This is a genomic window from Providencia sp. PROV073 (genome assembly GCF_033688125.1).
Taxonomy (GTDB): Bacteria; Pseudomonadota; Gammaproteobacteria; order Enterobacterales; family Enterobacteriaceae; genus Providencia; species Providencia hangzhouensis.
The window spans coordinates 130,558-154,078 of record NZ_CP096353.1; the positions used below are offsets into that span (position 1 = coordinate 130,558).

The 23,521-nt window shown below is 36.3% G+C and carries 23 protein-coding genes and 1 pseudogene; 11 read left to right on the forward strand and 13 right to left on the reverse strand.

Annotated elements, in window-relative coordinates; genetic code table 11:
• Positions 1–22: 22 nt before the first annotated feature.
• A complete protein-coding gene (locus tag M1F17_RS00545; RefSeq protein WP_094960883.1) occupies positions 23–721 on the reverse strand; it encodes an RluA family pseudouridine synthase in 699 nt (232 codons plus the stop codon).
• 182 nt (positions 722–903) lie between these two features.
• On the opposite strand from M1F17_RS00545, the gene M1F17_RS00550 reads away from it, so the two are divergent.
• The 4 genes from M1F17_RS00550 (at position 904) to M1F17_RS00565 (ending at position 5,372) form a co-directional block, all read left to right on the forward strand.
• A complete protein-coding gene (locus tag M1F17_RS00550) occupies positions 904–1,386 on the forward strand; it encodes a cold-shock protein (RefSeq protein ID WP_004263097.1) in 483 nt (160 codons plus the stop codon).
• Between the two features lie 110 nt (positions 1,387–1,496).
• Positions 1,497–2,237 carry a MurR/RpiR family transcriptional regulator gene (locus tag M1F17_RS00555; RefSeq protein ID WP_094960882.1) on the forward strand — a complete coding sequence of 247 codons (741 nt, stop codon included), beginning with the start codon at positions 1,497–1,499 and terminating at the stop codon, positions 2,235–2,237.
• Positions 2,238–2,430: 193 nt separating this feature from the next.
• The gene (locus M1F17_RS00560) at positions 2,431–3,987 is read left to right on the forward strand and encodes a PTS transporter subunit EIIC (protein ID WP_004263090.1); all 1,557 of its coding nucleotides are present in this window, start codon (positions 2,431–2,433) and stop codon (positions 3,985–3,987) included.
• A 14-nt stretch (positions 3,988–4,001) separates the two neighbouring features.
• Complete coding sequence (locus M1F17_RS00565) at positions 4,002–5,372, forward strand: adenylosuccinate lyase family protein (RefSeq protein WP_112308016.1); 1,371 nt, start codon at positions 4,002–4,004, stop codon at positions 5,370–5,372.
• A 71-nt stretch (positions 5,373–5,443) separates the two neighbouring features.
• Here the strand turns inward: M1F17_RS00565 and ytfE are convergent, their stop codons facing one another.
• Positions 5,444–6,106, reverse strand: coding sequence for an iron-sulfur cluster repair protein YtfE (ytfE, locus tag M1F17_RS00570; protein WP_094960879.1), 663 nt, complete (start codon positions 6,104–6,106; stop codon positions 5,444–5,446).
• A 62-nt stretch (positions 6,107–6,168) separates the two neighbouring features.
• Positions 6,169–7,362 (reverse strand): annotated as a pseudogene (gene norV, locus M1F17_RS00575) (anaerobic nitric oxide reductase flavorubredoxin); the annotation flags it as partial.
• Between the two features lie 181 nt (positions 7,363–7,543).
• Between norV and norR the strand changes: the two are divergent.
• Positions 7,544–9,058, forward strand: a complete 1,515-nt coding sequence (gene norR, locus M1F17_RS00580; RefSeq protein WP_180312278.1) for a nitric oxide reductase transcriptional regulator NorR — start codon at positions 7,544–7,546, stop codon at positions 9,056–9,058.
• Between the two features lie 50 nt (positions 9,059–9,108).
• On the opposite strand, the gene M1F17_RS00585 is transcribed toward norR, so the two are convergent.
• Positions 9,109–10,929 (reverse strand): FUSC family protein, encoded by a 1,821-nt coding sequence (locus M1F17_RS00585; RefSeq protein ID WP_112308014.1) that lies wholly within the window; start codon positions 10,927–10,929, stop codon positions 9,109–9,111.
• A gap of 108 nt (positions 10,930–11,037) precedes the next feature.
• Between M1F17_RS00585 and M1F17_RS00590 the strand changes: the two genes are divergently transcribed.
• Positions 11,038–11,499 (forward strand): MarR family winged helix-turn-helix transcriptional regulator, encoded by a 462-nt coding sequence (locus M1F17_RS00590; RefSeq protein ID WP_004263073.1) that lies wholly within the window; start codon positions 11,038–11,040, stop codon positions 11,497–11,499.
• A gap of 117 nt (positions 11,500–11,616) precedes the next feature.
• Here the strand turns inward: M1F17_RS00590 and M1F17_RS00595 are convergent, their stop codons facing one another.
• The 9 genes from M1F17_RS00595 to M1F17_RS00635 all read right to left on the reverse strand — a co-directional run bounded on the left by M1F17_RS00595 (position 11,617) and on the right by M1F17_RS00635 (position 17,136).
• The gene (locus M1F17_RS00595; RefSeq protein ID WP_004263072.1) at positions 11,617–12,063 is read right to left on the reverse strand and encodes a YbaY family lipoprotein; all 447 of its coding nucleotides are present in this window, start codon (positions 12,061–12,063) and stop codon (positions 11,617–11,619) included.
• A 26-nt stretch (positions 12,064–12,089) separates the two neighbouring features.
• The gene (locus M1F17_RS00600) at positions 12,090–12,518 is read right to left on the reverse strand and encodes a winged helix-turn-helix domain-containing protein (protein ID WP_094960902.1); all 429 of its coding nucleotides are present in this window, start codon (positions 12,516–12,518) and stop codon (positions 12,090–12,092) included.
• A 318-nt stretch (positions 12,519–12,836) separates the two neighbouring features.
• Complete coding sequence (locus M1F17_RS00605; protein WP_318837168.1) at positions 12,837–13,316, reverse strand: hypothetical protein; 480 nt, start codon at positions 13,314–13,316, stop codon at positions 12,837–12,839.
• Positions 13,306–13,956: a hypothetical protein gene (locus tag M1F17_RS00610; protein WP_094960874.1), complete on the reverse strand. Its 651-nt coding sequence runs from the start codon at positions 13,954–13,956 to the stop codon at positions 13,306–13,308. Before M1F17_RS00610 ends, M1F17_RS00605 begins: the two co-directional genes overlap by 11 nt.
• Positions 13,928–14,485 (reverse strand): hypothetical protein, encoded by a 558-nt coding sequence (locus M1F17_RS00615; protein ID WP_094960873.1) that lies wholly within the window; start codon positions 14,483–14,485, stop codon positions 13,928–13,930. The genes M1F17_RS00610 and M1F17_RS00615 overlap by 29 nt, the downstream gene beginning before the upstream one ends.
• Positions 14,469–15,218 carry a type III secretion system inner membrane ring lipoprotein SctJ gene (sctJ, locus tag M1F17_RS00620; protein ID WP_094960872.1) on the reverse strand — a complete coding sequence of 250 codons (750 nt, stop codon included), beginning with the start codon at positions 15,216–15,218 and terminating at the stop codon, positions 14,469–14,471. The genes M1F17_RS00615 and sctJ overlap by 17 nt, the downstream gene beginning before the upstream one ends.
• A gap of 3 nt (positions 15,219–15,221) precedes the next feature.
• Complete coding sequence (sctI, locus tag M1F17_RS00625) at positions 15,222–15,518, reverse strand: type III secretion system inner rod subunit SctI (RefSeq protein ID WP_004263051.1); 297 nt, start codon at positions 15,516–15,518, stop codon at positions 15,222–15,224.
• A gap of 53 nt (positions 15,519–15,571) precedes the next feature.
• Positions 15,572–15,880, reverse strand: coding sequence for an EscF/YscF/HrpA family type III secretion system needle major subunit (locus M1F17_RS00630; protein WP_094960871.1), 309 nt, complete (start codon positions 15,878–15,880; stop codon positions 15,572–15,574).
• A 47-nt stretch (positions 15,881–15,927) separates the two neighbouring features.
• The gene (locus tag M1F17_RS00635; RefSeq protein ID WP_318837169.1) at positions 15,928–17,136 is read right to left on the reverse strand and encodes a PrgH/EprH family type III secretion apparatus protein; all 1,209 of its coding nucleotides are present in this window, start codon (positions 17,134–17,136) and stop codon (positions 15,928–15,930) included.
• Positions 17,137–17,363: 227 nt separating this feature from the next.
• Here M1F17_RS00635 and M1F17_RS00640 point away from each other — a divergent pair, with 227 nt between their 5' ends.
• From M1F17_RS00640 to M1F17_RS00660, 5 genes are all read left to right on the forward strand, one after another.
• Complete coding sequence (locus M1F17_RS00640) at positions 17,364–18,143, forward strand: helix-turn-helix domain-containing protein (RefSeq protein ID WP_318837170.1); 780 nt, start codon at positions 17,364–17,366, stop codon at positions 18,141–18,143.
• A complete protein-coding gene (sctC, locus tag M1F17_RS00645) occupies positions 18,133–19,836 on the forward strand; it encodes a type III secretion system outer membrane ring subunit SctC (RefSeq protein ID WP_318837171.1) in 1,704 nt (567 codons plus the stop codon). The genes M1F17_RS00640 and sctC overlap by 11 nt, the downstream gene beginning before the upstream one ends.
• Complete coding sequence (gene sctW, locus M1F17_RS00650; RefSeq protein WP_318837172.1) at positions 19,827–20,927, forward strand: type III secretion system gatekeeper subunit SctW; 1,101 nt, start codon at positions 19,827–19,829, stop codon at positions 20,925–20,927. The genes sctC and sctW overlap by 10 nt, the downstream gene beginning before the upstream one ends.
• A 21-nt stretch (positions 20,928–20,948) precedes the next feature.
• Positions 20,949–23,015, forward strand: coding sequence for an EscV/YscV/HrcV family type III secretion system export apparatus protein (locus M1F17_RS00655; RefSeq protein ID WP_180312281.1), 2,067 nt, complete (start codon positions 20,949–20,951; stop codon positions 23,013–23,015).
• A gap of 97 nt (positions 23,016–23,112) precedes the next feature.
• Complete coding sequence (locus M1F17_RS00660; protein ID WP_094960865.1) at positions 23,113–23,517, forward strand: type III secretion system protein; 405 nt, start codon at positions 23,113–23,115, stop codon at positions 23,515–23,517.
• The last annotated feature ends 4 nt before the right edge of the window (positions 23,518–23,521 follow it).

Sequence of the window (23,521 nt, forward strand, 5' to 3'; positions counted from 1 at the left end):
ATTTTAAGCCGTGGCTTTGGTGCTAAAACGGGGGGGCGCTAAATATTTTAATGTTCTTCTGACTCGCAGGGTGAACAAAATGCAATTCACTAGCGTGCAAAAGTAAACGTGGAGTCTGCTCAGTCCATTGTAATAATCGCCCACCATATAGGTCGCAGCCTAATATAGGGTAACCTAATTTTTGGCAATGGATGCGTAGCTGGTGGGTACGCCCTGTTTCAGGTATTAATTGGACTCGGGTTACTGGGAGCAATGTGTCATCATCTAATGTGTGATACAGACGCTCAATCACTTGATAGTGGGAGCGGGCAGGTTTGCCATTCACCTCGCAAAGCGACATGCGGGGAAACTGTGCAGGGTCTTTTGCTATTGCCGCATCAATGACACCCTCATCATTAGCTAAGTGGCCACAAAGTAGAGCTTGGTATATTTTAATGACGGAGCGTTGGCTAAATTGCTGGCTCAGAGCTGCATTGATGGCTTTATTGCGAGCAACCACCATCAACCCAGATGTGCCAAAATCGAGACGGTGAACAAGAGTACAGTCTGGGAATATTTTTACTAATCGGTGATGGACGGAGTCTAAGTTTTGTGGGTTTTTTCCAGAAAGGCTGAGTAGGCCACTTGGCTTATTAATAAGAACCAGATGCTCATCCTGATAGATAATTTCTATCTCATCGTGACAGGGCGGAGCAATAAAGGTGTCGATGATTTCAGTCATTAGCCTTTCCAGCAAAAAATGGTTGTTGATAATAACCAATTTTTAGTAGGTAGGCGAACGCTGTCACTTGCATCACGTAAATTTATCACTCAGACTAAAAGCAAAGCCGTAGTCTGCACACGCATTGTGCTCTATACTGCGCGTTGTAAAAACTGAGTCAATAAAAGATTAATTAGGCGGTAATGGCAATGAATGGAACGATCACAACATGGTTCGAAGATAAAGGTTTTGGATTTATCAAAGATGAGAATGGCGATAACCGTTATTTTCATGTGGTTAAGGTTGCCAACCCAGATTTGATTAAAAAAAATGCTGCAGTCACTTTCGAACCGACGACAAATAATAAAGGGTTATCTGCTTTTGCGGTCAAAGTCATACCTGAAAGTAAATATATTTATATCGCAGGAGAACGGATTAAGATTACATCAATTAAATCCTATCGTGTTTATTCAGTAGAAGTACCTGCAGATACGCGTATCGATAAAGAAAATACCGTGTTATCAATTGGCGCATTAATGAATAGTATCAAACCAAAATCAGATAAACCTGGTCAAATGCGTTCATTGAAAAAATTAGAAATTAGTACGTTACATGGGACATCATTAACATTTTCGGAAGATGAAATTGATATCGATGAGGCTGTGAAACAACTTAAGTTTAAGTGATTTCTTGTCAGGTAAACAGCACCACTCTTGAGTGCTGTTTACTTGTTTATTACTTTATTCTTATACAATAGAGTCACTTGAAAGCTAGCTAGGCTCATCGGGGAGGGGATATGTTAGATTTCTTAAAAAATTACGATAATTTAACCATTAGCGAAAAAAAAGTCTTAAAATACCTGACTGATAATATTACAGATATCCCTTACTTAAATATTAATGAACTAGTTGCTAAAACCTTTGTTTCTAAAACAGTTATTATTAATTTGTCGCAAAAATTAGGGTTTAGTGGATTTAAAGAACTTAAGTTTCAGATTAATAATTATATTTTAACAAAAAATAAAACTGAAAAAATCACACCTTCGTCTTATAAAAAACAACTTGAAAAAAATATTAATAAAAGTTTTACATTAATTAACGAAGAGCAAATTAGCGATTGCGCTAAAATACTACATAAATCGAGAAATATTTTTATTGTTGCCAGAGGGACAAGTAAGGCTGTTGGCTATTATCTTGAACACTTACTATTTGCGTTAGGTTTACACTGTTTTTTCATTAATGACTACAATTTATCTGATTCTTTCACTCGATTAGTCAGCAAAGATGACACTGTCATTTTTATCTCACTATCAGGGGGAACCAAAAAAATTATTGAAACAGCAAAAATTGTGCAATTAAAAGGGGCAAATATCATTAGTATGACCGCTTTTAATACTAATGAACTAACCACTTATACTGATAACACTTTGTTTTGTTTTGCCGATAATTTTGATACTAAAAGAGATGACACAAAATCCAGAATTGGCTTTTTTATTTTAGTTGATTTACTTATCAATGAATTAGAAAATCTACTTTAAATTTTCTTTTTTATTTTCTAAGAAAACTTCACTCGTCTTTCATTCTTGTCTTTGGTAGATAGTTTTTATTAATATGACCTAGGTCATTAGTTATGACCTAAGATAACTTTTAAAACCGTGACATCATTTCTTTTATAATCCCTCCAAGCTAGTATGCCTTTAATTCTAATAATAGAAGTCATAAGGAAACAGTATGGCCAGAAAAAAGTTTGGTGAATCTATTCAACGCTTTGGGAGAACATTACTCCTTCCAATAGGTGTTTTAGCACCTATTGGTATGATATTGGGTATCAGTGGTGCATTAGTGCAAACTTATATGATTGCACGTTTTCCTTTTCTCGGAAATGAAACGGTTAATGCATTACTTGTCAGCATTCGTTCAATCGCGGGTGTTATTTTTGATAATATTCCCCTATTGTTTGCTATGGGAGTGGCCTATGGTATGAGCCATCGAGATAAGGGGATCGCCGTCTTTGCATCGGTTGTCGGCTACTTATCGCTGATCATAACCATGAATATTTGGCTAGTGCTTACTGGTAAGCTTGCAGACCCTGCAATGATGGGGCAAGTAGGGCAAATTAAAGTTCTTGGTATACAAACTTTAAATATCAGTGCCGCAGGAGGGATTATTACTGGTTTGATTGCCGCTTGGGCGACTGATAAGTTCTATAACCTTGAATTGCCAACCGCATTTGCTTTCTTTTCTGGTAAAAAATCCGTTTCTATTATTATGATCGGTTTAATGATTGGAGTGGGTGCGTTATTACCGTTTATTTGGGAAGTATTAGTCCAAGGTTTGATGAAACTCTCTGCGGTATTTTTAAGTCCTGTAGGGCCATTTTTTACCGCGGGTGGTGAACGTTTATTTATTCCATTTGGTTTACACCATGTATGGAACGTTTTATTTAGATTTACTGAGGCGGGTGGTACTTATGTTATTGACGGACAAACCTTTGTTGGTGTTGTTCCTGCATTAACTGAGGTGCTATTTAACCAAGGCCCAGATAGTGAATATTGGTCGATGATGCCAAGTTTGACTCGCTTTATGGCGCAGCAACAAATGCTAGTCACACTATTCCTATTCCCTGCAATTGCTCTTGCTATTTACAAAACATCGAAGAAAGAAAACCGCGCAGAAGTGAAATCCATGCTGGTTACCATGGTATTAACAGCCATGCTTGGTAACGTCACGGAGCCACTCGAATTTACCTTCGTATTTATTGCGCCATTATTGTACTTAATTTACGCCATTATTGTCGGTATCGGTGCGGTGTTGCTTTCATTGGCTGAGGTCGGTATCGGTTATATTCGTGGAACCGTCTTTGATTTTACTATCTTTGGTCTTCTGTACGAGCACACTAACTGGATCTTCCTTGTTATTATCGGTAGCTGTTTAGCCGTCGTCACTTACTTTATTTTCTACTGGGCAATTATTAAATTTGATATTAAAACTCCTGGTCGTGAAGAATCGAGTAATCTGAAAAATACCTTAATTAAAGAAAAACGATATGGCGAAATCGCAGAAATTTTAATCCAAGCATTAGGTGGAAAACAAAATATTCGTAACGTAGATAACTGTATTACTCGTATGCGTATTGATGTTGGAGAAGTGAACCAAATAGATAAAGATTTAATGTTGGAATCAGGATGTACCGCATTCTTCTTTCCATCGGCAAACCACGTCCATGTCGTGTATGGACCAAAGGTTGAGTTTGTTCGCAATGCTGTTGATGAAGCAATGAAGAAATAAAGAAAGGATACGAAATGAGAGCATTATACGATTCTAAAAGTAAAACTATTGATGACCGTGGAATTAAAGACTTATTGTCTGATGAAGCAAAATATTCTACTTGGTTAATGTTTGAATCCATGCTGGCCCAAGCCCAAGCGGAACTGGGATTTATTCCACAATCAGCGGCAGATGAAATTAAAGAAAAGGCTGTTATCGAAAATATCGATTTTGAAGAAATGAGCCGTATTTACCAAAAAATAGGCCATGGCTTTGTACCTTTCTTGAAAGTTTTAGTGAATGCTTGCTCTGAGGAAAGTGGTAAATATATCCATTATGGAATTACCACGCAAAATATTCAGCAAAGTTCACAGCTCTATATGATGAAAACCGTACATCATAAATTTATGTTGTTACTCGGTGAAATCATCGAAAACTTAGCAGATTTGGCCGAAAGAACCAAACATATGGTGATGCCGGGAAGAACTCATGGACGTCATGCGATCCCTATCACCTATGGCTATAAAGTTTCGGTATGGATCAGCGATTTTATTGATTGCTACCAACGTATGAAAGAGTGTGAAAAACGGGTTTTCACTATCATGATGGGTGGTGCTGTTGGTGCATTTAACTCAATGCCTGATGTTGGTATGGCGGTACAAAAACGTGTCGCTGAGCTGGTGGGTATGGAAGCCATGGAAGTACCATCCAGAAACTTAAGTACGCATAAGCTTGAATATATGGCAAATTTAGCGTTAATGGCCAATATTTGTCATAAAATCGGTGAAGAAGTTTATAGCACAACGTTAGAAGAAATTGCAGAGGTTTCAGAAGGCTTTACTAAAGGAACAGTGGGCAGTAGTACTATGCCGCATAAAATAAACCCAAAACTTGCTAAGGGAATTATTGCTAACTCACAGAAATTATATTCTTTACCGAGTGTTGGTATGTATTCTGCGGTAAGGCCTTATGAAGGTGATAGTAGCTCTTATATGTTATTTGATGGGTTAATTGAAGAAGCTTTGGAATTAACCACGGAAATTTTACTAAGAACTGAAGAGCTTTCTAGGACGATTGTGCCACATGAAGAGAGAATGCTTCATAATGTTTTGAGAAACAAAGGGCTGGATAATACTGAGTATGTCATGATGAAGATGGCGGAAAAATTAGGCAAAGATAAAGCTCACTCCCTTCTGTATGAAGAAGCAATTAAAACTGCGGCGGATGGGGAAGATTTTTATACTAATTTGACCAAAAATAGTGTGATATCAGCAGCATTCAGTAATGAAGAAATTAAAGCAATGCTTGACCCGAGATCTTATATCGGGTTATCCGTTGAAATTGCAGAAAAAGAAGCAAAACGTGGATTAGTCGTTTCGCAAGAAATTAAGCAACAGTACAAATAGGTATTTTTAGTATTTACTAAAAATTATTTTAAATAAGGGGCTGTCTATTATATAGATAGCCCCTTACTTATTTATTCGCCAGCGAGTGCTCTTGGGAATAATAAGTTATTTTCTAGGTTAATGTGATTCATTAAATCATCAATCAGTTCATTGATACCATTATACAACACACGCCAGGTAGTACAGGCTTCTGGTGGCGGTGTGACATTATTGGTAATACCTTTAATTGCTTCTAAGATATCACTAGCATCATCATGTTCTTGTTCCATTACACTAATTGGGCCTGCTGCGTTTCTGCCCATTCCGTTTTTTATCATAGGGAATAAAACGCGTTCTTCTTTCATCATATGGCTAGCTAGTTCTTCCAGTAATGCTTCTAAGTATTTTGATAAACCTTTTGGCACGCTTGGCTTATTTATATGAACGCGTTCAACTTTTTGTGCCTGTAGTATTAGTTCAGGTAATTGTTCTCTGTGCCTATCATGATAGCGAACAATGATAAAATCGATAATCTCACTGAGTGGGGCTTTGCGCCAATCCTGTTCTAACGTTTCTGTGGCTAATTTAGCTAATTGGCTTTCTAATAGCTCAATATCTAACTTTAATTTTTCTGCGCTGCGACTCAGCGTCTGTTTGCCACCACAACAGTAATCCATATTATATTGGCGAAATAAAGAAGAAGCTCTAGGAATGGATAATGCGAGCTGTCCGAGTGTTTTATCTCTAAATTGCATATGAGGTATCCTTTAAAAAATCATAAAATTCTGATGCTACTTTGTTATTTAATTTATGCAGGTAATGCCCATTGGCGAGCAATATTACGCCCATATTCACGGCAGTCATCTAATGTTTTTGTGTCTGGTTTCCATTTTGCTTTTAAAGATAATGCGGTATCAAAACCGGCATCCATCAAACGTGTTTGAACACGGTCAACGGCGCCGCCATTCCAACCAAAACTACCGAAAGCAGCGGCTTTTTTATTTAAAAAACGTAAGCCTGTAATTTCTTCAAGCATACCTGCTATTTTAGGCATCATGACATTATTCATGGTTGAGGTACCGACCAGTGCCGCTTTGGAGCGAAAAACATGAGTAATAATGTCGTTTTTATCACTGCGTGCAACGTTAAATATTTTAACCGCGACATTAGGGTCGGCTTCATTGATGCCTTGAGCGATTGCATCCGCCATTAAACGAGTATTATTTGACATGGTATCGTAGAAAATAGTGATACGATCTTCTTGATAATCTGCTGCCCATTTCAAATACAATTCAATGATTTTATTTGGATTATCACGCCATACTACTCCGTGAGATGTCGCTATCATATCGACAGGTAGATTAAAGCCTAAAATTTCATTTATTTTTGGCGTCACTAAGCGGCTAAATGGGGTAAGAATATTGGCGTAGTAACGCTGGCACTGTTCGAATAATTCATTTTGGTCGACTTCATCATTAAATAATCGCTCATCACAATAGTGCTGCCCGAAAGCATCATTACTAAAAAGTACGGCATCTTCAGTAAAATAAGTCATCATGCTGTCAGGCCAATGTAGCATTGGAGTCTCAATGAAAATCAATTGTTTATTGTTACCTATATCGAGCGTGTCACCTGTTTTAACGATTTTGAAATTCCATTCAGGATGATGGTGATGACCATTTATTGAATCAATGGCATTGGCTGTGCAATAGATCGGGGTATTAGGAATAAAGCTCATTAATTCGGTTAATGCACCTGCGTGATCTTCTTCTGCATGGTTAATGACGATGTAGTCAATATCATTTAAATCAATTTGCGAGCGCAAATTTTGAACAAACTCACGGCTAAATTTATGATCGACAGTATCAATAAGAACATTTTTTTCTTCGCGGATTAAATAGCTATTATAACTACTTCCCTTTAATGTTTTGTATTCGGTTCCATGAAAATCACGTACTTCCCAATCACGCTGACCTACCCAATGGATGTTATTTTTTACATGAATCGCCATATTAATTTTGTCCTGTAGCTTTTAGAGTATAAGAAGACATAATCAATATTCATGCCAATATTTAACATTTTGATTTTTAACTAAATTAAAATAATTTGTTTTAGTTTATAGTCAAAATGACTATGCTAAGTGTTGTCATTATGACTATAATTGTTGTCAAATTGACAATGGGGAATGAATCATGGGTTTTTCTGTCGAGGCACTGGCAAAGATTGCAATCGAATTACAAAGTGGTATGGAGCATTCAGATCGATTTCAGCGTTTGATTACCACGTTAAGGCAATCATTAAGGTGTGATGCATGTGCGTTATTACGTTATGAATCAGGCCAATTTATTCCTTTAGCAATCGATGGGTTAATGGCTGATGTTTTAGGTCGTCGATTCTTTTTGTCAGGGCACCCTCGGCTAGAAGCAATTGCAAGAGCCGGTGATGTAGTGCGTTTTCCTGCTGATAGCCAGCTCCCTGACCCATATGATGGGTTAATTCCTCATCATCAACACCTAAAAGTTCATGCTTGTGTCGGCTTACCCTTGTATGCGGGGCAAAATCTTATTGGTGCATTAACATTAGATGGTATGGAACCTGATCAATTCGATGCATTTAGCAATGAGTCACTGAGGTTAATTGCCGCGTTAGCTGCGGGAGCACTAAATAATGCATTACTTATTGAACAGCTTGAAAAGCAAAATATATTACCGAATAAACCCATACTATTTAAACCTTCTGGAGAAACCGAGATTATTGGTTTATCTCTTCGTATGCAACAATTAAAAAAGGAAATTGATATTGTTGCCGCGTCTGAATTAAATGTTCTGGTCGGCGGAGAAACGGGAACAGGAAAAGAGCTAGTCGTTAAATCTATCCATGAAAAATCCCTTCGAGCAGATCACCCTCTTATTTATTTAAACTGTGCTGCGCTGCCTGAGAGTGTGGCGGAAAGTGAATTATTCGGTCATGTTAAAGGTGCCTTTACTGGGGCAATTAGCCACCGTAGTGGTAAATTCGAAATGGCGGATAATGGTACCTTATTTTTAGATGAAATAGGGGAGCTTTCATTAGCGTTACAGGCTAAATTACTGCGAGTATTGCAATATGGCGATATTCAACGTGTTGGTGATGACCGTAGTTTACGCGTTAATGTTCGTATATTGGCGGCAACTAACCGTGATCTACGCGAAGAAGTGTTAGAAGGTCGGTTTAGGGCCGATTTATTTCATCGTTTAAGTGTATTTCCGCTATTTGTTCCCCCATTAAAGGAACGTGGCGAAGATATTATTTTATTAGCGGGGTTCTTCTGTGAACAATATCGTCAGCGTTTTAGCTTATCCAGTGTGGTACTGAGTCCTTCATTACAACGGTATTTACTCAATTATTCATGGCCAGGTAATGTACGTGAATTGGAACATGCGATTCATCGTGCCGTTGTTCTTGCTCGAGCTTCAAGTGATACTGATGAAATTATCTTACAGCCTCAATATTTTACCTTTGATAATAATAAGTATGAGTTTACAGAAACATCACAGAAAGCCTTACCACTAACTAAAAATTTACGTGAGGTAACGGATGATTTTCAGCGTAAAGTCATTTCACAAGTATTAGAACAAAGCCATTATAATTGGTCTGCATGTGCCAGAGAATTGTCTGTCGATATCGCTAATTTACATCGATTAGCTAAACGACTAGGTCTGAAATAAAGTATTAATGCCTGCTTTAGTCGGGGTACTCATAAGAACTTATTTTATTATTAGCAATATTCTTTTTCCATATAGTGTTTTACATATTTCTTAAGCTGTTCAAGTTCTTTATTATCATTTTCGTTACGCTGTAAATGCTGAAATAGTGTGGAAATTTTCTTTAAGTCAAAGCGATTTTGTTGAATGCGTTTTTCAAGCGCAATAAGGGCTCTTTTCTTTGATGCGTGGTGCGCAAATTGCTTATGCAAAATAAGTAGATACAACCAAATACTTTGTCGAGTTATAAAAAAATCAAATATAGGCGGGTGAGGAAGATTTGCTTTTTTTGCTAGCAATAATCCACTAAATAAACGGTGCATGAATTGGGATGTGGAAGGCTTATTGCCCTGAATTAGAGCCGCTACTCCTTGTTTAAATTGCTGCTCAGAGAGATAGATTAATTGCTGGTAACGCTTGGTCGGGTTGGTTGGATAAATCCATGCGAAAGCAGCCATTGCAACTAATGGGCCTGAAACTATCGCAATGGCATTACCGATACTTTGAGGGAGTGAAAGAGAAAAAGGATAGCTCGGTTGGAGCAAAATTAAAGAAACCATAATGTAATCAAAAGCAATTAAAATTAGGCGGTTATGGGAAAAAATGATAACGCCACTAATAATCACTGGAATAATGAAAAAGGTCATCTGCCATGATGAAGAGGCAAAAGGCCATAAGTACCATGTGCAGATTAACGCTGTAATAGCGCCAAACAATTGCCCAGTAAAAATATTTTTCATAAACCTAGCGGGGTAATCGAGGGATGCGAATAGAGCCAACATCACTGAAAGACCGAGAGTAAGATAAGCCAGTACTTGCCACTGTGTCCACAACCATAACAAACCAACTGCAGCGATAGTCATAAAAGAACGAGCAAAGGCGTGCCATGCTGAAATTTTATCTTGATGAAGCTTCAGTTTATCCACTTTTTCAAAGTGTTTCGCTGATTTACCAAAAATAGCATAGTAAAGTGGGATCAATAGTGTTTTCAGTACTCCAGCGGGGCATAATGATAAAATATGTTTCCATTGAGTCTCAGTTGGCTCTAGTGCAGGAAAATAAAAAGGTGCAATAGATTGATATTTATCTAAGTGTAATAATATTTGGCTTTGAAACATGAGTTTTTGACGCGCTTTAGCAACTTGTTTGCGGTGATAACGCCAGCCAATACGATGAGTCTCTAAAATTTCGTCATAGCTAGCCATGGTTTGCCAAAGATAGTCGATATCGTGTTGCTTAATTGGGTGCTTTTTCTCAAGTGAGTCATGTAGTATTTGGAAGAATAGTGTATCAATTTGATTTTTAAGGGTAATGATATTATCTTGTTCACGCTTAGGGGTAAAAAGGAAATTGAATACTACCGCTGAAAGCACGCCAACCAAAATGGTCCATAGCCGATCCCAAGCGACTATAAATAAGTTATCAGTAATATGAACGCTCAACATACTCACCATCACGGCGGAGTAACCTGCTAAAAATGTGCCATAAGCGACAAAGCCCTTTTGTAATTGGCCGATACCACTGCAAATGCCTAACCAACTCGCTAGCCCAATAATGAAAAGTAACGGGTGAATAAGGTGAAGCTGAATTAAGACGACACCGGCAAGCACACCACAAACTGTTCCAGCAAAACGCCACCAACTTTTTTCCAGTAAATTTTCGCGCCAAGGTTGCGCTGAAGCCCAGACGGTCATGGCTGCCCATTGGGGGTGAACTAACTCTAAATATTGAGCAATAAAGAGCGCAGCAATTGATGCACAAGCGGTAATGGCGGCAAAACGAAAGCGTGCTGGGTTGAATCCCAATGAATTCAGTAAAGTTATTATTTTTGACATAGAATATGAGTAAATTTGGGGTGTTAAAAAAGTATTTAGTTGATAATATCAACTAAAATCAGCGTGATTATTAACTAATTGGTTGATAAAATCAACTAAAGAGGGATTATGCGTACAGAACAGGCTCGAGTATTTGGAGTGATTAGCCGAGCAGCTCACCATTATATGAAATGGATGGGAGAGCCTTATGGTATCAATGCAATTGAGTGTTTGATGATTTTACATATTCATCAATATGATGCATCAACCCTAGAGCAGATTACGAAAGCGATGGTTGTGGATAAATCAGTGACGACTCGAGGTGTGAGCAAATTTTTAGCTAAGGGCTGGGTTGCTAAAACGAATAGCTTAGTCGATAAACGGGTTTATCATGTTTCGTTGACAGCGCTCGGCAAAACGATTGTGAATGAGTTAAATTTTAAACTAGATAAATGGAATGATTATTTAGCGGCGGATTTGCCAGAACAAGAGGCTGATCAGCTATTTAGTGCACTAGAAAGCTTAGCGAAACGAGCTATTGAAAGCTCGGCGGCAGATTTTCCGAGTTTATTAGAAAAACCAAATGAGTGAGGCTCAATAACCAACCTAGCAATGTTATGTATTTAGGGCTGGTTTGAGAGCGGGTTATGACATTCTTCATTAAGAGGAGGAGAATTCTTTAAATTTATTTTGGCGAAATGAACGTTGTTATTGCGAAATAGCGGTCATAGGAAGTAATACTACTTCAGACATATTCTCAGGTATTGGGCTTAGTTTATTACTCATCATGATTAATTCGCCATCTTTTTCAATTCTTGCACTCATTCCTAAGGTATACCGTTTGGATTGAAATTCTTCAGGAAGAGCGACTGTAAATGCGATACTACGTCCTGCACTTTTTGTTTTTAAACTGTAATCCAGATTAGACTTTGCGTTGTTTTCATTTTGTTGTATTGAGGTCAATGACAGTGTAATTGTGGAATTTTCGGGAATATCATAAGAGTGGGAATAAATATTACCATTAATATTATAAGCGGGAGTATGAGTAAAATAACTCATTAAAGTACTATTACAAGCAGATAGCATGAAGGTTATAAAAAGTATAAATAATAAAAAAAAGTATTTCTTTGAAAAATTTGGGTTAATATTTAGCATTAAATTTTCTCTTTGATGAAATCTGGTTATAGTGATGAACGAATAAACATTCTCTGAAGAAAATATCGTATATAGGTGTAAAAGCTTTTTTTTGTATCATATTTAGAGAGCACTGGCATTTCTGATTTCTCTCCTGTATATAAAATGCCAATTCGAGGTAAGGTCATAATTAAATTTTCATCGAGATCGACTTTTTTAAAGGATTGTCGTAATTGCCTGACTAGCTTGTAATAACTACTTTCAGTTACGATAGTGCCTCTTTTTTCCCAAATTTCATACATGACTTCTCTCTTACTATTTGTTTTTATTAATAATAATTTAAGCAGGCATGATTCATTTTCGGAAAGGTTAACGACATTTTTTTCACGGGAAAGTGTGCGTTTGAGTGGGTTATAGACGACATTCCCAGATAAGAGGATCATTGATTCTTTTTCATTATAGTCAATGTTATCCATAAGGTTTTGTACTGTAGGTAAATCGGTCATAATTTATATCTGTCCTGATCATTTATGAATATATTTCAATACAAAAAACGAGACTAGATAAGATGTTTAAAAAAATAAAATCGCTTTTTGATATTGAGCTAATGTGTTTTGATAAAGTGAATTTAAACGATATTCAGAGGTTGTATATATCAATTTTTATTTAAATTTTTTATGTTTTTTATATTTTTATAAATAAATAGGCTTAGGGTATTAAAAAAATACACTAAACCTATAAATATTAGTCGATAGATAATAAATTCAAGATGAGGGTAATAGAGGCAATTAATGCTAGATTACTAGTTCATCATCCTTATCGTCGCTACCCTCTAAATTAATATTAGTCATATTATGACGAAGTTGGTTGCTAAGAGGGGCGCTCATCAAACTGATAGACATATAATGGTTGAGTGAGCGATTAAATTTTTTATTTAGTGATACTAGCTCTGGGTCATTTGATGATTGTAATGCTTGGCTAACACCGGCGATAAAGTTTTGTTTTTCATCTTTACCCAATGCAATCATAGTTTTAAATACATGAGAGAAGAATATTTTGTCATCTCCCTTTGATTTAAGCTCATCAATAAAGTTGTTAACTTTATTTTTTTCTATAGGGGATAAATCTATTTTTTCGCTGTATTGATACTTATTTGTGGTCTCCATATTTTTCTCCTGCCATATTGAGGTCATTTTACTTTGAATATTTTCTGTATGAATTTGAGAACCGTTATATTGAGGATTAATAACCTTAGTTTGTAGATTAGTCTGCATATTTGTGTTCTTCCGGTATTGAATTTATTGTTGTTATCAAGTTTTGATAGGCATTTTTATGCATTTTTAAAATTTGGCATTGTGTCGGAACAGAAAATACATGAGGAAAAATATTTTTAGAGGCAATGACAGGGGAAAAGTAGGTGATTCTATTATCGACTTCTAAGGCAATTGTATTATCAGCCGTGGTTGAAAACTTCATATCAGAACCACCTATCGTAATACGAGTTTGCATTTTTTCAGGTAAGTGTAATGTTGTATTGGTTGTTTTTGCACATTGCCTCTCAAAATAGGTTGCAACCGTCTCTTGTAGATGGTTATCACCAAAAATATCATTCAATATTTTCATCAGCTGTTCTTTGCTTTGACTGATATTTTCTTGGTATTGAATTTCACTGGTTTCTACCGCATGAATAAAATCAGTTAATAATTGTTTAATTCCATCGTTATAGCCTTGTTGATAAGCGGTTTGGTAGATAGCTTCTTGCTGTTGTTTTGTTTGTTTGTATAGCTCACTCGCCTTTTTTTGAGCTTGTTGAGTGATAATTGTGTGGTATCTATCGGCACTCAATGCTTGGTATTTGATCAAAACTTTTTCAGACATCGTCTGTTTAACATTTGGGGGTGTTTTCTCTGACATATCGACATGTTTCTTCAATAGTATTCCAAGGTAGCATCGTTTTTACGGATGACGGTATAAGTTGCTGAGTTTCAAGACTAAACATATATTTAGCTCGAAGAGTGTAAGCGGTGCCAAAAGGGGTTAAACACATCAATAATTGTTGTGCTCCAAGGGCAGTTAATACCTGTGGTGAAGTAGTGGGTTGATTTTCTGACTGCCAAAGTGGGCGACTTAGGCGTGTATGTAATACACGGTATTTGGAAAGTTCAACCCACCAAGGGAGCGGTTTGGCGTGTAACAAAACCCCTAAGCCTAACGCTACCTCCGGTAGTAAAGCCCAATGTTCAGATAATACTTTTGGCAATAAGGGAGTTTTCTCATTGGGTAAAGGCAATGAGTATTGATGAATCAATTGCTGATTGTGTTTACGTTGCAGTAAAGGTGGAAAGTCGTTATATCCGACCCCATTAAATTCACTATGGAAATAGCAACCTGGCGCGAGTAAAATATTCCCTTGTTCAATTAGTAGGTTAGTCAGCGTTGCCATCAACAGGTTTCTCCATCAGATGAGTTGCTGATTTTTTGTTACTTAGCTGGCGCCACAGTAATAGTAAAATAGTAAATAGAATGATAATTGCTGCGATAATTGAGCTGATTATAATTGGATTGAATGTATTTTCTGGTTCAGATTTAATTTGGTATTGTAATGGTGGCCGGTTGACGACGACGACTGAGACATTATCGTAATTTGCTTCAGCAAAACTGTTCGTTAGAAACAGTTTAATTTTATGCATCATCATCTGAGGATCTTCACTTCCGGAATAAGTAACTAAGCTAGACACATTTTGTATTTGCTTGGTCGGATTATTGCCATTTAATGGGTAGCTGACATGCACTCGAGCATTAATAATGTCGGGGATGGTGAGCAGTGATTGTTCAAGCCGTTGTTCGATTAAAGAAAGTAAACGGGTACGTTCTGCTTGTGGTGATGCGACCAAAGAATCTCCAGGGAATGCTTGAATAATTTCTATTGGCTCTTTTGATGGTAAGTTATATTGGCGCAATAAATCTACCGCGATAACAAAATCACTAGGTTGAACACGAATAGAATCCCCGTTTTTATTATCTTGTTTACGCGTAGCCTCAACACCATGCTCTTGCAGTATGGCCAACACTTCATTACTTTGCCTTTGGCTTAACTGACTGAGTAATAATTGGTTATCACAGCCCGCTAAGAAGCTAATAAATCCAATCAAGATAAACTTCTTTAAAATATTCATGGTTTACTGTGCTTTTAAGACGGCATCAATTGCAGAGACGCTTTTATGTGTCAATGTGCTAATCATATTCATTGTCAGGCTATAATTGCCGACACGATTTTGAAATTGCAGTAGTTGGGTTGGGTTACTTGGGTCAATATTATTGACATTCTCAGTTAAGGCTTTCCGTTCTTGACTGACAGTTGCTGTGTATTCAGCAAATAGCTTTTTGACCTTGTCTTCAATCGGAAGAGATGGTGAGAGAACTGATGTGGTCTCTGTTGGGGCAGTGAGTAGTAAATGTGGTGTAATAGCTAACATAAATAATTATCCTAAATAAAATAGAGCATTATAATTAATAATGCTCTTTAAAATTAAACGTTACGAATAATGGCTTGGTCAGTATCTTTAATGGATTTCATAAAATTACTCTGCAATTGGCGTGCCATATTATAGTTACCACTCATAGCGGTGATTTTTGCCAACACTAGTGGGTTATCGACTTCTAAATTGGTGCTAGCAAGTAAGGTGTTTAATTCATCGCCAAATTTTGTAGCTTTAGCACTAATACTTGCCGAGGTACGATAGATCATACCCAGATCATTTTTACCTGTTCCTTCGGTTTCTAATTTAGAGCTGCCCCAACGGCCACTAGTATCTAAACCTGAAATTATATCTGACATTTTATTTCCTCTTTATGTTTAAAATCATATTAATTAAATTTTTTAAGTTAAAAACTGATTGAATTAAAAAACCAATGGTTATTACCTAATAGAATATAACCATTTGCATTGGTGACAAATGATTTTCCTTCGAGCTTGTTATTTGCAAGGGAAATAGAAAATTGAATGTGATTTTCTCCCCATTTTTTGTAAAATAAATTTGTAAAATTAATCAGTGAAGCCGTCTGGTCGTCATTTAAGCTGTCTTTTATTATAAATATGACTTTATTATCTTTAGTGATTTTACGCCATTGAACATTACTTTCTGTTAATCCTAACTCTGCTTTTTGTAATAATTCAGCAAGGTTAACCTGTTTTATTTCACTCTTAATATAACAACTGAAATAACCAGATAATATTTTGTCTATTTTATTGTTTACATTAATGGATGTTTTGTCATCTATCGCTGTTATTTTTGGATTACATGGGTTACTAAGCTCTATCTTTAATGTATCTGGAAATACGTCAATAATCTTATTTTCAATTTCATTTTCGAGTTTATTTATTATTTTAATTGAAAACTTTTCATTATATTTAGCTTTGACTAGGCGTTGCATACTCCAGTCGGCATCTCTTTGGGTTTTAACTAAAATGAGGCTTTCGTCATTTGCACTTTGAGTTACAGTAATAGGGTCGTGGTTGCCTTGAAGTATGCGCTCTAGTGTTTTTACTTTTTTCTCAGTACTTTGTTCTGGAATATATTGAAAAATAACGTAAGCAATAAATATTGAAAATAAAGTAAAGAAAAAGACCAGCATAGTTTGTTTATTAAAAACACTTGCTTTTTCCTTGGTTGACTTTTTTACTTTAGATTGAATGGCAGGTAATGGATTTTCCACTTCCGAGCTCAATGCATCCTCAAACGTTTGGAAGCTTTGCCAATCAGTATCTTGCATTTTTATTGCAATAGGAAATATATCAGCCAAAAGCAATTGCTGAAGAACGATAGGAATTTCGGTACTTAGTCCACTATCATTTAGTCTAATTGCCAAACCACTTTCAGTAGATTGACTTGCCGTAACAATTGAAAACTCACAGGTAATACCATCACTAGGGATCTGGTAAGTTGTAAATCCATCATCATTGATGTCAGTTTTGTAATCTAGGCCGTTACTAATGATAATAAGATTATTATCTGTATTAACCATTAACTCTTGGCCGGTCATAGGACCACTAGCAATTTTTATTATGCATGTTTGGCTATTTGTGTTACTCATAAAAATAATCTCATGGAATTCATTTCATTTTAGTTATGTATTTATTGGGTCTCGTTATTGGCAGCAAGTAAAACAAGAAATATTTTTTCTGTCAGTTGAATTGTTCTTATTCATTTTTACTTTTAATTTGGAATGGAAAGTGTGAAGGATTCCAGAGTATTCCCTTGAGGATTTTTCATCTATCGCTCATTCTGTATACACCAAGTTACTTTAATAAGGCTTATATCATGTCAAAAAAAGATATTGCTATATTATTAGAAAGTAGGGGCTGTTGCTTTTCTTTGCAGGATAAATTGGTCTTGGCTATACCTAATAAGAATGCAACGCCTTTTTCTTATAAATCTCTATATTCAAATTTAAATATTTCGATAGAAATTCAGGCTATATTTATTTGCCAAGAAAATGAATGGGAGTTGATAGATAAATCAAACTGGAATTTATATTCAATGGATTTATCAGAATTAGTTGAAATTTTAGCGGTTATTGATACCGCGACAGGGCAAGCATTTCTCGCTAAAAAAGAGAAACCAAAGGTTGATGAAAATAGTCAAGACGAATTTATTGTATTACCTGAAGAGTTTCCACCAACCGTTTCGATTAAAAATGTAGTGATTGATTTAATCATTAGAAACCACCCTGTATTTGATAGTTGGTGTGAAATATTAAGGCGATATGAAGCCTACGGTATGATGCGATTTATTCTTACTTCCGCTCAAGATGATAAGAATGCCAATATTAATCAGCTATGTGCACGTTATGGTATATCAGCTTCTTATTTTAGGCAGCTTTATCGAGAAAACTTTAATAAAACGGCAAAACGTAAAATTATGAGTGTGCGTATGGCTAATGCCATTCTACAGCTAATTGAAAGCGATGATTCAATATTAGATGTAGGGCTGGAAGCGGGATATTGCTCAGCATCTCATTTTACTAATGATATTAAAAAAGAATTAGGCCTAACACCATCAGAAATTAGGCATATTGGAGCAACATTATATGAGCAGTAAAAAAAATCGAGTGTTAGGACTAACACTATTTTTACTGAGTGTGAATTTTTATTCGGCGCAAGCAGAAATTATTGTGGCGGAGCCTGTTACACAGTCAAAAAACCACGATACATTCGTCGCAAATAATATAGCAGTGGGTAAGGTGTTTGATGCGGTCGCAGAGCGTCTAAATAAACCGATTATTCTTAGTAAATTAGCAGCTCAAAAAAAAGTAACTGGCAATTTTAATTTGGCTAATGCAGATGAAATGTTTAAAGCATTAGCTCGGCGAATTGCGCTAGTGTGGTATGACGATGGCGCAAGTATCTATGTTTATGATAATAGTGAAATGCGCAGCGCAATTATTCCAACGAATAACGTCAGTAGTAACCAGTTGCTTAATTATATTCAACGAAATGGCATCTATGATTCACGTTTCCCTGTACGTTCACAAGAGGGGGAAAGATTATTATTTGTTTCTGGTCCGCCTCTGTATATTGAATTAATTAAAGCAGCTTCTTTATACCTTGCAGAACAAATTAGGAAAGAGGAATTATCCAGCGGTGAAGTTGCGGTTATTCCGTTAAAACACGCCTCAGTAACAGATAGAAGTTATTCATTACGCGGACAAAATATCACAATCCCTGGTTTGCTGAATGTCATTAATAACTTATTTAAAAATGGCACCACAATCGATGAAACGTTAATTATTCAGCCTCCATCTGTAGCGATTAACTCAACAGGAGATTCAATCGATGAATTAATGGATGCACCAATTGGGGACTCATCATCTTCTACGAATAAGCCCCAGTTGGTAACAAGAAAGCCTTCTAACAGTGCTTTTTCTCTAGTGGCGCATCCTGACAGTAATAGTTTGATTGTTAAAGGCAGCCAAGAGCAAATTCGTTATGTTCGTCAACTTGTGAATACATTGGATATGCGTCGTCGCCAAGTGGAGCTGTCATTATGGATTATCGATATTACTCGTTCTGAATTAGATAATTTAGGTGTCAATTGGGAAGTTGGCACATTTAATACGGGAACGGGCTCAGTATCTTTTAATCGCAGTACATTATCGAACAGCCAGCAATTTCTATTACAGATTGATGCATTGAATAAGACGGGTAATGGGCACATAGTTTCTCGGCCAGTGCTATTAACCCAAGAAAACATTCCTGCTTTATTTGATAACAACACTAGTTTTTACGCCAAATTACAAGGTGAACGTATTGCGACTCTTGAGCAAGTCACATATGGCACCATGGTGAGTGTGATGCCGCGTATTTCCGCAGGTAATAACGTTGAAATGGAAGTCAATATTGAAGATGGTGCAGAAAACCGCGATAGCATGGGTAAAACATCCAGCGTAGAAGGGCTACCAGCCGTTAATCGAACCAGTATTAACACCGTTGCGCGTATTGCAAAAGACAGTAGTTTACTTATTGGTGGTTATACGCGTGAACAATATGTTGAAAATGAAAGCAAAATTCCTTTTTTAGGCGATCTTCCTTATGTGGGAGGGTTATTTAGCCATTCATCTACGAATCAGCAAAAGATGGTGCGTTTATTTTTAATCCAACCGCGTTTATTGAATGAAAATGAAGGTTGGGATGGGCGACAATTTTCCGAAAAAACGCGGATTACCAACCATGACAGTCAGTTACACGGTACGGTTCAATTTCTTCAACAATACATGAGTGAGTCATGGCAATAACACCACTGAGCTTTAATACCCGCTTTTCGGTTAATACTCAAAACAAAAGTCGTGCATCAGTGAGTAGCAGTAGTGACGACTCCGATGAAGTTGCTCGTGGCGCAGGTGTCATTGATAGCTCTAGTGAATATGCATCGATGTCGATGCTAGCGGCAAGTCATGTGCGCCGAGGAAGTTCTAAAAAGGGCAGCGAAGAAGACTGGTTGCAATTTTCTGAACGCATTTTAGATAAAGATGCGGATGACAAAGTGTTACATATAGAAGGGTTACTTAATAAGCAGTTAATGACCCCGAAACAGTTACGAGAATTTTTATTGCAATTTTTTACTGATCCTAGTGACTTATTAATGCTTCTTGCAGCATTACTTAATCGAAAAAAATTAAAAAAAGAACAAATTGATAACCTTGAAGCTTTAGCGGAATTACTGCAAGCAGAAGACACTGAACGGAGCGCTCAAGCAGGCATTAATGTTGCACTCATTGCAAAGGCATTTGCAAAAAAATTACATTTCAGTGCTGGGAATTTACGTACATTATATCGTGAATTTATTAGTTATGACGGGCCGATTGTTTATTTATATGAGCAATGGGTTGAGGAAATGGAAATCCAAGAGCGTGAAAATATGATGCGTTATCTTGGTCGGGCGCTTGCTTGTGATTTACAGGCGTTGCCATTAGGCGATCTAAATATCACTGCGTTCGGTAGTTTTTTTAGCCGTGTTGGCCGGCTCCGAGAATTGCAATCATTAGACTATGTATTTTGTCAGCAATTCTTTCAATCCGGGTTTTTTCGCCACAATGGAAAATCAAATCAATCAAAGCTTGAAAAAGAGTTAAGCCAATTATTTACCCGAGGGATACGTAATCACGTTGGCTTTGAAGAAGTGGTCATCACTTTTATTAATAACATATTGAACATAATGAGCTCCGATATTCGAGGCCAATTTTTACAATTACTCTTACTGGCGTTTTCTATCATTCCAGTTGCTGTATTTCCTTCATTGGAAGCACGAGAGGAACTTATTGATCAATTAAAGAAACTCATGGACCAAGTTATGGTGAAAGAGCTGTTTTTACACCGACATTCGTAGTTTGATAGGAAAAGTAATTTCATGAAAAATATAACCGGATTTTTATTACAAATCCGTAATCGCCCAGAGCTAATGGTATTAGTTATCATGGTTATGGTTATTGCGATGTTGATTATTCCATTACCCACAATATTGGTCGATTTATTGATCGGCTTAAATATTATGATCTCAGTACTTATTTTTATGAGTTCTTTTTATATTACTCGGGTACTTAATTTTCAGTCATTTCCATCTATCTTGCTAATTAGTACGTTATTTCGACTTGCTTTATCAATTAGTACTAGTCGTCTAATTTTATTAGAAGCAGATGCAGGGGATATTATCGCAACGTTTGGTGAATTTGTTATTCAAGATAACTTAGTTGTTGGTATGGTGGTATTTGCGATAGTTACCATTGTACAGTTTATTGTCATCACTAAAGGTTCTGAACGTATTGCTGAAGTGGCTGCACGCTTTTCCCTTGATGCGATGCCGGGCAAACAAATGAGTATCGATGCTGATCTACGTGCAGGTGTGATTGATGAGGCGACAGTTAAAGAGAAGCGTGGCGATCTTGAAAAAGAGAGCCAATTATTTGGGTCTTTTGATGGCGCGATGAAATTTATTAAAGGGGATGCGATAGCGGGTATTGTCATCATTTTTGTTAACTTAATTGGCGGAATATCTGTTGGCACAGCTCAACAGGGAATGGATGTTTCAACTGCATTAAATACGTTTTCTTTATTAACGATTGGTGATGGTTTAGTTGCTCAAATCCCTGCACTACTCATTTCTATCAGTGCGGGTTTTATTGTCACTCGAGTAGGCGGTAATGATAAAAACTTAGGTGAAAACATTGTTTCGGAGTTATTTGCAAATGACTTTACGATTTTAATTACAGCATTAGTTGTACTTTCAATGGGTTTTTTACCTGGTTTTCCAACGATTATATTTTTACTATTATCAGGGCTTCTTATTGGACTATTTTCTTTCCGATATTTTAAAAAACAAAAAAATAAGCAAAAAATAGTGAAAGGTGAAGCAGAATCGATTAATTCAGATGTGACGGAAGGTGAAACACAAAGAGAAATCAGTGATATTGAGGAAGAATATATTCCAGAAACATTACCGATTATCATATCTGTTAACCAAAAATATAGAGAACATTTAGAAGATAATAGATTTTTGTCTAGAATGAAAAAAGATATTTTTATTCGATATGGATATAGGATCCCAGATATTGCTGTCAACTATTCACCGATTATTCCTGAAAATAAAATGGTGATACTCATTAATGAAATTAAAGCAGGAGAATATGATATCTATTTTCATGGGTATCGCTTACTGACTGTTAATGATGAACCTGAATATCTAGGTATGGAATTAATAAAGTTTACGGATGAATACGGTTCAGTGAGCACGTGGTTTGAAAAAAATGATCTATCTAATATTGAACAACTCGGTTTAATGGTTCGTGATGATGTAACAGAAGCGATTGATTGTGCTAGTACCTTGTTGTTGAGATTTATAAATGAATTTTTTGGTATTCAAGAAACTAAAAACTTACTTGATGACCTTGAAAGAAAATACCCTGAATTATTAAAGGAGTGTTATCGACATACGACAGTACAAAAAGTTACTGAAGTTTTTCAACGTTTATTAATGGAAAAAATTTCAGTTCGTAATATGAAACTAATTATTGAAACCTTAGTGCAGTGGGTGCCAAAAGAAAAAGATAGTTTAATGTTAGTTGAGCACGTAAGAAGCTCAATGGCACGTTATATTTCATCCTGTTTCTCTGTGGATGGGCGTTTGAATGTCCTCATGATTAACTCAGGGCTAGAAGACACGATACGTCAAGGGATTAGGCAGGCTTCCGGTGGAGTGTACTTACATCTTGAACCTGAAAAAACCAATGAGTTGATACAGGCTGCAGAACTTGCTTTAGAAAATAGTTATTTGTCAGTTAGGGATGTGAATGTTTTAGTACCGGTTGATATTCGTCGTTTTGTCAAAAAAATCTTAGAAGGCCGCTTTCCAGAGCTAGAAGTGCTTTCTTTTAATGAAGTTTCTGAAATGGTGAAGGTTAATGTGGTTAAAACCATATAATCAAAAAATTGGCTTTATTAACAAATAAAGCGACTTAATTCAATATAATTAAAAATGTTGGATGATATAAAATATATTTAAAATATAAGGAATACCAATGAAATATAGATTTATAGAAATGTTAAATGAGTATTTAAATTCTATGGGGCGTAGTGACCTAGTTAACTCTCAGCTAGATTGTCATTCTAATATTCAATTTGAAATGAACGAGTTCTCTGCGATTAATATCGATTTATCAACGAATGATATTATCATTTGGAGTCAATTAGTAGATTGCAATTACAGTCATTTAGAGTTAGTTAGTGCTCCTTTATTGAAATCATTATTAGAATATGCGCCAAATAATTTTTATCCGGGGCAACCGGCATTGAATCTTGTGGATGATGCCTATGTTCTTTCTGCGGTTTTAAAAGAATCAGCTTTAAATGATATGCAATTATTTGCAGATAGCTTTGAAGAGTTCTTTGAGCGTGCAAATGAGCTTAGTGCTCAGCTAACGTAACCCA

What these genes read in the sequence shown, in the direction of transcription:
- M1F17_RS00545 (WP_094960883.1), bottom strand. Translation starts at nt 721, where the DNA reads ATGACTGAAATCATCGACACCTTTATTGCTCCGCCCTGTCACGATGAG.
- M1F17_RS00550 (WP_004263097.1), top strand. Translation starts at nt 904, where the DNA reads ATGGCAATGAATGGAACGATCACAACATGGTTCGAAGATAAAGGTTTT.
- M1F17_RS00555 (WP_094960882.1), top strand. Translation starts at nt 1,497, where the DNA reads ATGTTAGATTTCTTAAAAAATTACGATAATTTAACCATTAGCGAAAAA.
- M1F17_RS00560 (WP_004263090.1), top strand. Translation starts at nt 2,431, where the DNA reads ATGGCCAGAAAAAAGTTTGGTGAATCTATTCAACGCTTTGGGAGAACA.
- M1F17_RS00565 (WP_112308016.1), top strand. Translation starts at nt 4,002, where the DNA reads ATGAGAGCATTATACGATTCTAAAAGTAAAACTATTGATGACCGTGGA.
- ytfE (WP_094960879.1), bottom strand. Translation starts at nt 6,106, where the DNA reads ATGCAATTTAGAGATAAAACACTCGGACAGCTCGCATTATCCATTCCT.
- norR (WP_180312278.1), top strand. Translation starts at nt 7,544, where the DNA reads ATGGGTTTTTCTGTCGAGGCACTGGCAAAGATTGCAATCGAATTACAA.
- M1F17_RS00585 (WP_112308014.1), bottom strand. Translation starts at nt 10,929, where the DNA reads ATGTCAAAAATAATAACTTTACTGAATTCATTGGGATTCAACCCAGCA.
- M1F17_RS00590 (WP_004263073.1), top strand. Translation starts at nt 11,038, where the DNA reads ATGCGTACAGAACAGGCTCGAGTATTTGGAGTGATTAGCCGAGCAGCT.
- M1F17_RS00595 (WP_004263072.1), bottom strand. Translation starts at nt 12,063, where the DNA reads ATGCTAAATATTAACCCAAATTTTTCAAAGAAATACTTTTTTTTATTA.
- M1F17_RS00600 (WP_094960902.1), bottom strand. Translation starts at nt 12,518, where the DNA reads ATGGATAACATTGACTATAATGAAAAAGAATCAATGATCCTCTTATCT.
- M1F17_RS00605 (WP_318837168.1), bottom strand. Translation starts at nt 13,316, where the DNA reads ATGCAGACTAATCTACAAACTAAGGTTATTAATCCTCAATATAACGGT.
- M1F17_RS00610 (WP_094960874.1), bottom strand. Translation starts at nt 13,956, where the DNA reads ATGTCAGAGAAAACACCCCCAAATGTTAAACAGACGATGTCTGAAAAA.
- M1F17_RS00615 (WP_094960873.1), bottom strand. Translation starts at nt 14,485, where the DNA reads ATGGCAACGCTGACTAACCTACTAATTGAACAAGGGAATATTTTACTC.
- sctJ (WP_094960872.1), bottom strand. Translation starts at nt 15,218, where the DNA reads ATGAATATTTTAAAGAAGTTTATCTTGATTGGATTTATTAGCTTCTTA.
- sctI (WP_004263051.1), bottom strand. Translation starts at nt 15,518, where the DNA reads ATGTTAGCTATTACACCACATTTACTACTCACTGCCCCAACAGAGACC.
- M1F17_RS00630 (WP_094960871.1), bottom strand. Translation starts at nt 15,880, where the DNA reads ATGTCAGATATAATTTCAGGTTTAGATACTAGTGGCCGTTGGGGCAGC.
- M1F17_RS00635 (WP_318837169.1), bottom strand. Translation starts at nt 17,136, where the DNA reads ATGAGTAACACAAATAGCCAAACATGCATAATAAAAATTGCTAGTGGT.
- M1F17_RS00640 (WP_318837170.1), top strand. Translation starts at nt 17,364, where the DNA reads ATGTCAAAAAAAGATATTGCTATATTATTAGAAAGTAGGGGCTGTTGC.
- sctC (WP_318837171.1), top strand. Translation starts at nt 18,133, where the DNA reads ATGAGCAGTAAAAAAAATCGAGTGTTAGGACTAACACTATTTTTACTG.
- sctW (WP_318837172.1), top strand. Translation starts at nt 19,827, where the DNA reads ATGGCAATAACACCACTGAGCTTTAATACCCGCTTTTCGGTTAATACT.
- M1F17_RS00655 (WP_180312281.1), top strand. Translation starts at nt 20,949, where the DNA reads ATGAAAAATATAACCGGATTTTTATTACAAATCCGTAATCGCCCAGAG.
- M1F17_RS00660 (WP_094960865.1), top strand. Translation starts at nt 23,113, where the DNA reads ATGAAATATAGATTTATAGAAATGTTAAATGAGTATTTAAATTCTATG.